11 protein-coding genes are annotated in these 13352 nt (G+C 40.1%); 1 reads left to right on the top strand and 10 read right to left on the bottom strand.

Going from position 1 to position 13352, the window contains the following annotated elements; all coding sequences use genetic code 11:
* Positions 1-6 precede the first annotated feature (6 nt).
* The 4 genes from B4W65_RS14610 to B4W65_RS14595 all read right to left on the bottom strand — a co-directional run bounded on the left by B4W65_RS14610 (position 7) and on the right by B4W65_RS14595 (position 5687).
* Positions 7-2301 carry a hypothetical protein gene (locus B4W65_RS14610; RefSeq protein WP_088655916.1) on the bottom strand — a complete coding sequence of 765 codons (2295 nt, stop codon included), beginning with the start codon at positions 2299-2301 and terminating at the stop codon, positions 7-9.
* Complete coding sequence (locus tag B4W65_RS14605) at positions 2298-3308, bottom strand: hypothetical protein (protein ID WP_088655915.1); 1011 nt, start codon at positions 3306-3308, stop codon at positions 2298-2300. Before B4W65_RS14605 ends, B4W65_RS14610 begins: the two co-directional genes overlap by 4 nt.
* 277 nt (positions 3309-3585) lie before the next feature.
* Entirely contained in the window at positions 3586-5109 is a 1524-nt protein-coding gene (locus B4W65_RS14600) for a leucine-rich repeat domain-containing protein (RefSeq protein ID WP_088655914.1), read from the bottom strand.
* An 11-nt stretch (positions 5110-5120) separates the two neighbouring features.
* Positions 5121-5687, bottom strand: coding sequence for a peptidoglycan-binding domain-containing protein (locus B4W65_RS14595; protein WP_088655913.1), 567 nt, complete (start codon positions 5685-5687; stop codon positions 5121-5123).
* A 30-nt stretch (positions 5688-5717) separates the two neighbouring features.
* Between B4W65_RS14595 and B4W65_RS17685 the strand changes: the two genes are divergently transcribed.
* Entirely contained in the window at positions 5718-5846 is a 129-nt protein-coding gene (locus tag B4W65_RS17685) for a hypothetical protein (RefSeq protein ID WP_262487825.1), read from the top strand.
* Positions 5847-5935: 89 nt separating this feature from the next.
* Here the strand turns inward: B4W65_RS17685 and B4W65_RS14590 are convergent, their stop codons facing one another.
* The 6 genes from B4W65_RS14590 to B4W65_RS17335 all read right to left on the bottom strand — a co-directional run.
* On the bottom strand, positions 5936-6808 hold the full coding sequence (locus B4W65_RS14590; protein WP_088655912.1) for a KilA-N domain-containing protein: 873 nt from the start codon (positions 6806-6808) through the stop codon (positions 5936-5938).
* 244 nt (positions 6809-7052) lie between these two features.
* Positions 7053-7895 (bottom strand): SH3 domain-containing protein, encoded by an 843-nt coding sequence (locus tag B4W65_RS14585; RefSeq protein WP_146697804.1) that lies wholly within the window; start codon positions 7893-7895, stop codon positions 7053-7055.
* A gap of 350 nt (positions 7896-8245) precedes the next feature.
* Positions 8246-8848: a hypothetical protein gene (locus tag B4W65_RS14580; RefSeq protein WP_088655910.1), complete on the bottom strand. Its 603-nt coding sequence runs from the start codon at positions 8846-8848 to the stop codon at positions 8246-8248.
* A gap of 10 nt (positions 8849-8858) precedes the next feature.
* Complete coding sequence (locus tag B4W65_RS14575; protein WP_088655909.1) at positions 8859-12062, bottom strand: peptidoglycan-binding protein; 3204 nt, start codon at positions 12060-12062, stop codon at positions 8859-8861.
* A gap of 18 nt (positions 12063-12080) precedes the next feature.
* Positions 12081-12584, bottom strand: coding sequence for a PAAR domain-containing protein (locus B4W65_RS14570; protein ID WP_088655908.1), 504 nt, complete (start codon positions 12582-12584; stop codon positions 12081-12083).
* A gap of 73 nt (positions 12585-12657) precedes the next feature.
* Positions 12658-13352: phage baseplate assembly protein V (locus B4W65_RS17335; protein ID WP_205741294.1), on the bottom strand; the 695-nt coding region annotated here is incomplete at its 5' end.

Genomic DNA, 13352 nt, shown 5'->3' with positions numbered 1-13352 from the left:
CACATATTAATGGAGTGCACTATAATGCCTAAAGTAACTGCATTCACGAATAATCATTTCGTGAAACCTGGTATCGGAATACTTCTCTTTTAACTGTTTAAAACTCTCACTTTCTGGCAAAATCAAATGACTATAGCCAGCATCTACCGAATAGGTGTTTTCACTACCCTTATTGTAAAAATCATTCAAATCACATTTGGCCAGCAAGTAAAGACATCTGGCATTAAGCTCATTATCACTGGACTCAGCAATCACAGCCTCATAATAGCGTCTCGCAACATCGCTCATCCCCCTATGTTTCCTTCCGTGATATACAATATCTGACAGATTGTAACCCACCTGTTTATTAATAATGTCGTCGTCATACTTTGGCGTATTCATTCCTTCAAAATAATACCCAACATAACTGTAATGCCCAACATTAGATCGATTATATAATTTTCCTCGATAATATCCGGTATTCGAAATATTGAAGTAAAAATTTCCCAACAAATAATTCGCCAACTTCCTTTTCCATTGCAAATTATCGTGCCGCAACTGTTCCAATTGCATCAAATTCGCAGCCACATCCTTTAAGGTCATATCCGATTTGATAAACGAAAACACACCCGCTTTATACACCTCGTCTTCCATTATCTTATCGTCTGGAAATGTAAACCCCTCCTTAGTATTATTACTAAAGATTTGGGCCGGTATAACAGCACCTTGAATGTCCGAACTCATCTTATTAAAGCAGATCAATGCAGAATCCGGATTTTGACGATATAAGTAATAAATTCCTTTCTGATTATAGACATAATCGACAAATTCATAACTATCATGAAATCTATTCGCTATAAGGGCTTGCTCAAAGTTGTTTTTGTCTTCCTTATTGTAAAAGCGCTCCAAAGAGCTCAATAATTGACCTGATGTCAAGTGACTGGTCACCTCCAACTTATTGTGCATAAGGAACGCCTTTGCCAACTGATTGTCGGCATAATAAACATGCGCAACCCTATCCATAAGCATTCTCTTCCAGGCCTCGTTGGGTTCAAGAATCGATTTGCCCTTATGATTGTTTTTTAAGATAGAGTAAAAGGCAATTTCATTACTTCGAGTCATTGATTCCCAGCCAAACACCTGAAAAACATAGCTTAGTATCTGCTTCTGTTCATCGAATGCTTCCACTTTTTCGAGTAGATTTTTAGCCTGGGCTAAATCATCATTCACAAAATGCAAGTACGAAGTCACCAAAACCCAGAAATCCTTATTTGTAACCATCTGATTACGGACCTGCTTATCGGCAATAGCAATCAAATCCTCAATACTTGTTGCCCCCCTTTCAATGTTTGGAAGCGTTTTGTTAGATACGCCAATATTCCTGGGCCATGCCACACGTTCGACATTACTAACCAACCGCATAAAGAGTAACTCAACGCGTCCGTCATTTGCATCCAGTGCTATGAACTCATTAATATTACTGATGCGATCCGTAAATTGATACAAACTTTTTATCAGCAACAAATCTTTTTCATCCTCTGCCCCTCGAAAATACTCACGTCCTTCAAAACCTTTACGGGCACAAAAATTATAACTCACAAAGGCTGACTGCTTTCGATCAATACTTTGATTAAAAACCTTAGAAAAGAAATAAGCAGCTTTATCGTAATTACCTGTGGAATAATAACAACCGGCTACTTGGTCTAATAGGTAATAGTAAATTTCATTTTTACTTATCCTTCCCTCTATCTGATTTTCAAACACCTTAATGGCATCGCTCCATCTTTGTGAATAATGCAGTATTCGTATTAATTGATAATAATAACGCGCTTTCAGCTGTTCATTCGTTTCTTCAATTAACAGGGCATTGGCTTTAGTGAGCAATGATTCAGTATCAATGCTTTGTTGCGAAACAAGCTGGCTGTAATTCCACGTATTCAGATTTTCGCGATAACTAAAAGCCTCAGTGCACTCTTGCGCAAATTCGAGGTACTTATGTGCGCGCTTCTCTATATTGGAAATTCTATTTGCCCAACTAAAGGATGAGAAATCATATACGGCCTTTTCTATATCAGCAACACTCCAATCCGGCAATAATTCCTTCCAAAGCCGAAGATTACCAGCAGGAGTCTGATCAGCCACATTATAAAAAAAAGAAGACTCAGTTTTTAAGAACGGATAGTACTCCTGCTTCGAAATGTTGGTTTGATCCAACAAGTTATAAAAGCTCCAATCATCCCAATAATCATCCCAACCAGCACAAGCAAATGAACTAAAAGATAATCCCTGCGCTAAAAAAAGCAAGACGACTAATTTTTTCATAATTCTCGAATAATTTTGTTAAGATCCATACGGGTCAGGATTTGTTCATCCAAATGATAAAAGATGATCTCATCCATAATGATACGACTATCTTTCACCACCTTATAAGCACCGAGTATTTCTGATTCATTTATTTCATCTATTTTAATATGGTACCCTTTGCTTAAATAAAAGCCATTAAAAAGCGTATCAGCAACTACTCGATAATTGTTATCATCGATTTGGATAAAATGTGAATCATTATTAATCCTATCACGAACCGACTGGTTAATGAGTCTTATTTCATCATCATTACTCTTAATAACGGTTTGAGAGAATAACGGCAGTGCAATATCCAGCACTAAAGGATAATCGGTTGCTGAATTAATGTACTGTTTTACAATATGGTTTTCCAAAATTGAATTCTGCGCTTCATCTTCAAGTTCTCCCACATTATACAGCATAAGCGTTCCCCTTTCTACCGGTGGAATTCCTGTTGCTTCTTTAAACTTAATCTGATGCAATCGAATCGTCACATTAATATCAAACTGCTTCTTTAATGATTCCAACAATGAAAAGAATGTCCCACGCGTTGCTTGTGTCCAATCACAATCAATTTGCACTGCGTGAATTTCTTTACCAAAATGCGCTGTACTTATCTCATTGATTAGTTCCGCAATTCTATTTGACAAATGCTCTGTATCAAGGTCCTCGGTCATCAAAACCTGATTGGTAATAAAAACCACCGGCACAATTTCATAGTTTTTAAACGCTCCTGCTACTCTTTTAATTACATAGGTTGGGTAAATGCCATCATCCCCCCACCGACCTGGTTCAATTTTGTCAACATCAAAATAGCGCAGATATATTTTCTCCGAATTCGAAGCTTTTAAAGCCTCCCCAAAAGAATCATCAAAATCAGCATTCGATTTCCAATGATAAAAAGATATCTTTTTATTCAAGCTGCTGTCTGCACAAGAAAGCAGAAGAATAAAACATAAGCTGCAAACAAAAACTCGTAGACTCATATTTTTTAATTTGATCAGTACAGTATACCGTACGCACGTAAATATACCAAATAAACTGGGAGCATGCAGACTTCAATGTAGACTACCCCTATATTAAACAGAATTTGCTTTACACCCTCCTAACAAGTGCTTTCTGTCACTAATCAAGTCCTAAAATATAGGGGGCTAAAACAAAAACCCCTTTCTTAGTAATAAGTGGTAAACGTTTCGATTGAAATGTGGACTACTTCTTAGTTAATACTTACATCTATATCCTAGTTCCAGGTAAAACACAAACTCACTCCTCAAAAACGGCCGTATACCTCACCCCATCTCTAATTATATCCCCAGAATTACATTGTTCAGTCCGTTCCACTTTTCCCTTCTCAATCAAAACCTCTCCTTTCCAATACAAAAAGCTCTTTCCAATAATCTGAGGTTTAGGTAATCTGGGGGCTGACGCTAAAAAAGGATTGCCTGAAAAGGCATCTTCACCAATAAATGTAACTTGAGAAGGGATAGCTACCATTGAAAGTTGATTATTTTTAAAGCACGCCGCACCAATGTATTCAAGAGATTTGGGCAACTGCAGTTTCGCAATCTTGTTATCACTAAAAGTGGACTCATGCAATTTTCTGATGCTATTAGGCACCTTAACATCGGCAAGCCTGTTATTTTGAAAAGCGTTTGCTCCAATAAATGTTAGCGATTCAGGTAATACTAATCTTTCTATTTTATTTTTAGAAAAAGCGCTCATTCCTATCACTTTCACCTTGTCAGGAACAACGACTTCTTTTAGTCTATTGATTGCGAAAGCCCCACGAGCTATAGTATCTAGTGAAGATGGGAGCAACAAGTCAGAAATCCAATTATCTGAAAAACCTCCTATATAATTGAGATTTGATGGTGAATTAAAATGCACTTTGGCTATATGATTCATACTAAAAGCTCCTGATTCGATTCGGATAACGGAAGAAGGAATAATGACCGCAGAAAGCTCGTTTTGCCGAAAAGCTCCATGGGTAATTCCAGTTCCACCTTCAGGCAATTCTATATGAGCAATTTGATTAAAAGCAAAACCACCTATATCTTCAAAGCCAAGCTCAAACACTACAGATTCAAGACCCTGATTACCAAATGCCATATCAAATTGGTTGCCATTTATGCTTTCAACCTTATGACCGCAAAAGCTTGATGGCACTATAATATCCTTTGCTCCTCGGTAATAGCACTCTTTCAAATTTCCATCAATAAAAAGCACATCCTCTTTTTTTAAGACGTATGGCTCGTCTAGTTGGTATTCAAAGTGTGCAGAATACTCTCCACTAGATGTTTTAACCGTAGAGCCACCTGAGATCAAAGTATCTACGTCAGACTTCTTCCAACCTAAAAACCGATGATTCTCCTTCTCAGGTATTGGCAAGGCAATACTATCCAATTCACCAAAGCCTCCAACGTAGAAATAATAAAGGTTTTTAGGAATATTAAAGCTCCTTAAATTTGAACCAAAATCACCATAAAGATATGTTAGTGTTTCCGGAAGCCGAACTTCACGCATATACCCCATACCGAAATAGGGATAATTTAAAACCGTCAAAGCGAAGCCGTTTATTGAATCCGGGATATATACAGATCCATCATAGACCATTTCTGCTAAGGTTACGCCAGGCTCTGTGTCGGGCAAATCACCCAATCCTTCTGTCAACCCGACAAAATTTCCTTGCTTACAAATCGCATAAGGCGTTAAATCTACAACCTGTCCAAATCCAAAACTGTGGATAAGCAAAAAACAAGACAATAACAAAATGAAAGTAGCCCTCATAACTTCAAGTTTTAAACTAGGACATTAAATGTATTTCCCCCATAATTCGGGAGTGGAGCTTCTAAATTTAACCATTGTAACAGCAATTCCGAAATGGATTGTGTAACTTCTTTTGCCACATCATTTCCATTCTCGTCCACCCCATGCTCTCCAGCATTCTCAAACGATTCACTTCTGGTTAATCCATCTATTTTAAACTCATCATCTGTAGAAACTGGAACTGGTCGTACTTTACCATCAACAAAAAAAGAATAACCTGAGGTTAACCCACTATCGTTCCCGGTCTTATACCTTGCAATGGCATCCTTTGTTCCAGCTCCATTGTCTCCATCCAGAGCCCCATTATAATACCCCAGAAACCTCAATTGCGCCTGAATAACTCTTACATGCTGGCTATCACTTGACGCATTGCTTCTGTTGGATAATGCCGGGCATTTTAACTCTATGGCTGCCCAACAATTCAATGCTGTGGTGCAATCAAAGTTACATGAACTAATTGAAATAGCTCGCTCGCTCTTACAAGGCATAATTAGAAGCAACTCGTAGTGAGGAATACACCTGCGGTTAAAAAGATCCAACTCAGACCGGTGATTTAAAATACTGGCCTCATGTTTTGCAGCACCAACGGCGAACACCGCATGAGCGTCACCTTCAAAAAAGGCTGGAACACCCTAAAAATAGTAGACCAAACCGGCGCCACCGACACCCGCCGCATCTTCGCCACCTTAAAGAATTAGGGGTGCAATCTTCTTCATCATCATCGGGAATGTTAACAACCGTTTGGGGATCCCCCAATGTTTTATATATGATATTGGCGCTTCGTTGTTTATTCTTCTAGTCGATTCCTTTTATCAATAAAAACATTGTCATTCAATTTTTTCAATGCTTTCATAAAGTCCTTTTCGTTCAATATTGTCAATTGATATTTTGCGATGTCTCTCAACTTTTCAAACCTTTCTGGCTTATCCACTTTTTCTTTAATCATTTGTGCATTTAAATTCGACAAAATGGCAAGTTCATTAATACTGGCAATATCTCTTATGTTCATTGATTTTTTTGCTAAATTAGGATTTACTTCTCTCCAATCTTTTGCTGTACAGTTGAAAAGTGCAACATTTAATAAATCAGCTTCTTCGGCGTAGGCTATCCATTCCTTGTCTTTTTCATAATTCTTATCTGGCAGAATGAAGTTTTTAACAGCATCTGTATGAATATGATAATTGGTTTTACTTAGGATTCTTTTAACATTCCATTCAAGATTATATTGGTTGGTTTCCATCTCTTTAAGCCTTTGGTATTCAGTTATCAAGTAAAGCTTGAATGTTGGACTTATCCATGATGCAAATTCAAAAGCAATGTCTTTATGTGCATATGTTCCGCCATATCTTCCAGATTTTGAGATAATCCCGATAGAGTTTGTTGCTTTTATCCATTTCTTCGGAGTTAGAGTAAAACTATTTGACCCTGATTCATTTCTAAAGGCATCGAATTCGATGCTTTTAAACCTTGGATTTCTCAGTTGCTCCCAAAGTCCTAAAAATTCAATTGTATTTCTTGTTCGCATCCAGTTCTGGATGATGTAATTTGTTCTTTCAGAATCTCTGAATTTAGCCATGTCTGTCAGCGAGATATATTCGTCTTCCTTTTGTTTGTAAAGGACAATCTGTAAATCATTTACATTCAATCTTGTTTTACTCATTTTATTCCTTTTAAAACAATGTTTCCAGCGGTCCGACAGCAAGGTGGGACTGCCCCGCTTGCTACGATTCCAAACCTTTGCCTGTCTTATAAGAAACAGCACCATAAACAACACCCGCCACATCTTCGCCACCTTAAAGAATTAGGGGGAACTGAGTCCTACGACTCCCCTTCAACGAGGGAAAATTTAAAAGCTATGTTTTTAGGGTCCAACATTTGGGTTGTATTATAAGGTTTCATATACCCTATCTCTCAAAGTAGACTGTCTCAAAATATGGATGATTATCCCCAGCAAATTCTATTAAAAGCCTGATCGTTTTTTCTCCAATTGCTAGAACGCTTACAATCTCCTTTGCTCCACCTTCAATATTGTTACTTTCATCTCGCCAGACCTCTTGACCTTGGTATGTAATTGTATGGATCACAGGGATAGATTCACCGGCGTCCGTACTAATTGTTTCATAAGAACACTCCACACCTATCTCTCTACAGGACAACACCTCAATCCCCTGAATATCCTCTTTTGATTTTTGAGTAAAATTGTTGTTAAATAAGAACTGCTGAATGGCAACCCCCATCTCATCCCATGCCAAATTTATGAGGGCTTGCTGCTGTTCTTGAATTTCTTTTGATGTGGAAAGCGAAGGGAGCCTTTTGTTTATTTGCAGCTCCTTGTTTTTACTGCTGCTTTCTGAATAGTTACTTATGCAGATACTTAATGCTGGGCCATCAATTGCACCACCCCATCCGTTATCAACAAGAAGAGCCAGGCTAGAGTCAAGAGAATTAACGGCAAGAATATAAGAATAATAGCTTTCTTTTATTAATTCATTCATGCAGGGCTTCTCAAAATAGTAGTCAGCAACAAAATCTGATTTAACATAACCCTGAATACTATCCGCAAAAATACAATACCAGCCATCCTCCAAAACCGCATCCTTCAAAAGTGTTCCACTCTTTAAAACACAAATTATCTCTGAATCTATTACAGAGGGCCTGCTTCTCAGATTTACCGGTGTCAATGTTCTTAATTGACTATAAGATGAATTAACTATTAATAGCAAACTAACCAAGGTGAAAAATCTCATACTGGGATATATTAGGTGAGTTATAAATAGTACTTACAACACCCTTAAAAAGGAGCCTCTATAAGTGGTAATGGGAGACTTATGTCCAGACCCATAGAAAATGCGATAAAGTTCGGTTTGAGTGAAAAACAGAACTGAATTTTCCTTGAAAAAGTACACGAAAGAAGCCTACCTCTGAGAAAATTTCCGTTTTTTTGAAATCAAGTGAGACGACAGGGGCAGGTGAAATTATGAATCGCTCAATTTAGGTAAAACCAAAAAACTGTTCGATTATGGGAGGCCTAGATGCATTTATTTTCTTAGCTTGAGCCAGTACTCTGGTAAGCTGAAAACAGAATCCTTTAAAACGGCTACTTTTTCTCTACAAAATGGCCTTTTGAATTAATAACATAATTGCTTTCGTTTAAGACCAAAGCGCTTGAATTATCAGAATCAAAAGGAGTAAAAACTTCAGTAAGAAAAATCTCATAATTCTTTGCTATCTCAAAAGTAGTTTTAATCGTTCCTAACTGACCATCCCTATCATAATCCTTTGCATAAAAAATAGGAAGCCTACGGATTTCATCGGTAATAGAACAAAGCTCTAACAATGTTTCGCCAGACTCTTCAAGCCATGCAATCATAAATATTTGATTATTATTGTGATTTGGCATTTTTGCAATACTTGCATTGGCAACATTTCGATCAACAAAGAATTGGTTTAAATTTTCTGGTAGGGGTTTGAATTTTGGCAAATCAATAATAAACTCAAAAGAATAATTTATCGGCAAAGAATGTTCTTCCAAACCAATACAAAATTTATCGAATTCAACATTTAATGTTCCAAAGACAGCAGAAGAATTAACGTTGTCAATAGATTCTTGGCTAATACTCTCCTTTATCTTACTAGCTTGATTTCCATTTTTGCAAGAAAAAAGAAAAATGGAAAAGATCACAATCAGTTTAACATTCATAATACATATTTTAAGTGATATTTGCTGCTATTCTGTTTCGAGTTGCATCTTCAATACTTTTTACAAAAAAAGAATCATCTAAATATTTCAAATCAAATTGTCTTACATCTATATGAATCCATGACGTTGCAATATACTCAGTAGGATAACTCTTCCTCGATGGCTCCAATGAAAACTTATTTGGCAGACTCCATCTTAATTGTGCCCCGATTTTGGGTATTATGATCTTATCACGAATAGTTTCGATATCAACAAGGCTATTTTTATTAAAGCTTAGATCCAAAGACTTCCCCATGTGATTGGTAGAAGTTCTTGCGTGCTTAATATTATTCAACCAACACCTATAACCAGAATTGATACTATTGAAAGAATACCCTAATTCCTCACTATTTTCATCCAAATAAAAAATGATAGCTTTCAATGCCCATATCAGAGAGCGATGAACGCCTGGATATTCATACTTCCTGTACATTTCGGCTATTGAGCTCTTACCCTTCTGTTCTGGATACTTACCATTTCCAAATCCACCACAGGAACAACTAGGGCATTCTAAGCTCCCTTTTGAAAACTGATACTTATCATTAAAATCATCCAAAGCATCAAGAGTAAAGCTATCCACCTTGCCAGTAGGATTTGTTTTCATGTAATCCTTTTGAAATTGCTTTACAGCTTTTTCTGTCAAATCCGTAAATTCATCAGTCGGCAATGCCCCACCAAAACCAGCAAGCCGAAAGTTAATTTCCAAGACAACCTGACCTTTATCACCTTTCTTATATGTTTGTCTGGTCCTCCTCATCTGCTCCACAAAAGCCATGGGGTGGAAGTGCCAAAACTTAGGATGCTTGGGCATAGGTACGTACGCCGGTTCGTACGTAATTGCGGTACTCTCTGAAGTTGAAATGGCTTGTTGCATGGCAGGGTACAAGTTAGTCAAAATAGGAGAGTCCATATTTGCAATTCTCGCAGAAAGTGAAGTTTGCCCGGGAGGAGCAGGTGGTGGTGGAGCTGCGGGTGCAACTGCCGCTCCTGGTTCCTTCACCTTATCCCAAAAGTTAAAGCTTTTGACCTTAGTTTCCAGGGAGGCCAGGGTTTTGTCTTTCTTTTCGGTAAGTTTTTGTTTTTTCTCTTCGTCCTGTTCCCTATTGATGCCTTCGTCCAGCAAAACCTCCACTTCAGATTTCAAAGCTTCATAATCTACTCCCCACTCACTTTGGTGGTAACAAACAAGGCGCGACAACCTTTGCTGTGCAACACTGTCTTTTAGGGCCTTCGCCAACTCCGGGCGACTGAGTTCACCGTCGCCATTCAAATCGATATGTTTCCAAACTGCTTTCAAAAATTCCGATGCTTTACTTTCCACTATGCCCTCTGTCGAATTGTTAAAGACAAAGGCGTCTGCCTGACTGTCGAGCATTTCAAAACCAAAGGATTCCCAATCGTAGGCCGACACACTACTAACGTTTGAATCGTCCGATTTGATATATCCTTCCACCGAACTGTATGTTCTTTTTCCATTGTCGTCCATGTTGCTTCTCAGGGCCTTTACCTTATACCAGCAGTTTTGATCTTTCTCTGAGCCAATCTTTTCAAGGTCAGCAGTCTTTTTGAAAACGTCTTGCTCAACCTCAAATTCAATCTCGTCATTCTCTGGTCGCTTATAGTACAACTCTTGCAAATCGGCAGTCAGCTTAATAGGAGCACTGGGTTTACTACTTATCCCCAAGGCTGCCTTGGTGGTCCACAGCGTAAGGCTACCCGCAGAGGGGCAAAAAGATACCTGTCGCCGATCAGCAGCCGGAGAAGCTACCCAATCGAGGATGGAGTCTTTCTGCAGGCTATTGTAAAATAAAAGGTTAAGTTCTTTCAGTTTAGCGGGGGTATACTGTGCCGAGACTATTTCACCATCAGCACCAGTAACCTGGGTGCCGGACTTATAGCTCAGATAAGAATTTGCCGCAGACTTATGGGTGTGGTAATAATAAGTTACCTCACGCACCACTTTTGCCAGACTTATGCGACAATACTTCTCGTCCTCTCCTTCGGGAAACTCCTCTACCTTAATCTCGTCGTCCTTTAAAATGGTTAATGGGTATTTCAAAGAGAGCTTTGCCCCGCGTGCTATTTTGGTATAATTAAGGGTATCCTTCACATCGTCTTTTTCTCCTTCAACACCTTTCAGGAAGGACGACAGGCTGGCTTCATTGGTAAACACCTCAACGTGGACCGACCGATGGCTTTCGTTGTTGGCAAAACCATTGAGGCCAACAAAGCCTACAACATCTCCCGCTGAGACTTCAATGTCGCAGTCCTCGCCGGTAACTACATCGCCACAATCACCTTCTACCAAACACAAAGCCTTCTCCTTAGCTCCTGCAAGACTTTTTGCCCAAACCCTTAATTCTTCATCACATTTTTCGCCGTCCAAGCTCTTTACTCGATAGTAGTCTTTTTTGTCCTCAACAAAGCCATCCACCACCACTGAAGTACCATTAGGCACTACATATTTTATGCTCGATCCATTAAGCGCTCTGATGTTCTCCCCTTTTTTCAGGGTACTGTCTTCACTGGTATCCACTTCGTAATGGCTACCCGTAACATTGGTGAACCGGTCGGTGCTATAGAAAATATAGTAATCTTCATACTCAGTCTTGGTAAAAGGATCCACGTATTTCACTTTCTTATATTGCTCCTTCTTTTTGTCTGCTGCCCATTGCGTAGCACCAGCACTTTGGGCATTGGTATCAAAGTCTATCGTTACAGTCATGCCCTTGGGAACAAGCACCTTTTCATCAAAATTGCTTGCTTTACGCATAAAAAGCCCTTTGATGGTCTGCCCGCTTACTTCAAACTTTTGCACGCCAAAAATATCCGGCACCTTGTTTTGGGCTGTTAGCTCATCAAAGGTCATCAGGTGATTGTACAAGGAGTAAAAGGGCAGCTCCCGGCCTTGGGGACTAACATACTTATGCTTGATCAGCACAAAGCTGTTCGAGAACTTGACCCCTTCACATTCAATGGCAGTTTTTCCTACGCGGTAGGCAATTACCACTCCGTCGGCTATCGCTTTGATGGGTGCATACTCCCTTTCAAAAACGTGCAGTCCTCCGTGCCAGTTAAAAAGGCGACCCATCGGATAATGGCCCACCGCATTTTTGTGCCCCAGCAGCTCTGTGGCATCCTCTCCGGAAACAGGTATAGGGTATTCAAACTTCATCGTTATAGGGGTTAGGGCTTAAACACTAAATTCATAATCGGGTACAAACCCGTGCTCAATGACTTCTTCGTCCACTTTATCCTGAGCGGCTTTGGCTTCCTTCATTTTTTCAGCATTTTTGCTGCCGGTGACCAAGTCCTTGCCTTTATTAAAAAGCACCTCTATACGTTTAAACTCCGGACGTTGAATCTCAGCCAAAGGGGTAAAGGCTTTTTTATTGGGGGTTGCTGAGCTGACCATCACTGTGGGTTCTCCCACCACTATGCTGCCACCGTGGGCAGTCATACTGCCCATAGTGGCCACCGGCGTGCCATTAATTAAAACAGTGGGTTCTCCCTGAACAATAGAATCCGGAGGGCCGGTGCACACACACATATCGCCCATTAAGGCTGCTGGCTTTCCGTTGATCAGCACATTGGGCGCTCCGGGACCACTTACCGGTCCTCCCACGTGGGGGACGTATCCTGTTACCATGGGACAAACATGCATACTGCCTATGGTGGCTATTGGTTTTCCTGCCATGATCAATTCATTTTTGTGGTTGCTATTGGGATTTGGGTTTAAGTTTGGGTTTGGGTAATCGTTAACACCTTGCTTACATCACTTCTACCTTACCACCTCCACCTTGAACGGAAGTCATTGTTCCCGAAATGCTGGTCTGAACACCACCCTTAACTTCGGCATTTTGCTTACCTTCTGCAGTGAAGTTCTGACCGTTCAGCGTCAAATCCTTTGTTGCTTCAACAGTAGCAGCACCTTTGGCCTTTATGCCGGTGTCTTTCCCCGATTGCAGCGACAAGGCTTCTTCGGCAGCCATCGTAATGTTCTTGGCTGCGCCAAAATCAAGGTTTTCTTCGGCAACCAATTTGATGTTTTTAGCACCAATCTCTACATTCTCCATCGCCTGAATCTTGATTGATTTTTCTGCGGTATTGAACTGGATCACACTTTGCTCCTTGTCGTAAATGGTAATTTTCTCGGCCCCGTCGGTGTCGTCGAACTCGATGGTGTGCCCGCTGCGGGTGGTGATGGCTTTGATGTTGTTGTCGGCCACCATGCCACTGGTGTTGTTCATGTGGAAGAGGCTGCCGGCCACAAAGGGCCGGGAGGGATCGCCCTGCTCAAAGGCGACCATGACCTGGTCGCCGATTTCAGGGACGAACCAAAAGCCGCGGTTCTTTTCGATGACTGCGCTGGTACCGGCGCCGGGTGTTTGTACCCGCATCCAGTTGCTGGCAGCGTCCTGGTCCTGCCAGAAGAAGCGCACCTGCACGCGCCCCAGCTTGTCGG

It is taken from the genome of Geofilum rhodophaeum (assembly GCF_002210225.1).
GTDB classification, from domain to species: domain Bacteria; phylum Bacteroidota; class Bacteroidia; order Bacteroidales; family Marinilabiliaceae; genus Geofilum; species Geofilum rhodophaeum.
This window is presented reverse-complemented; position numbering and strand designations above follow the sequence as displayed.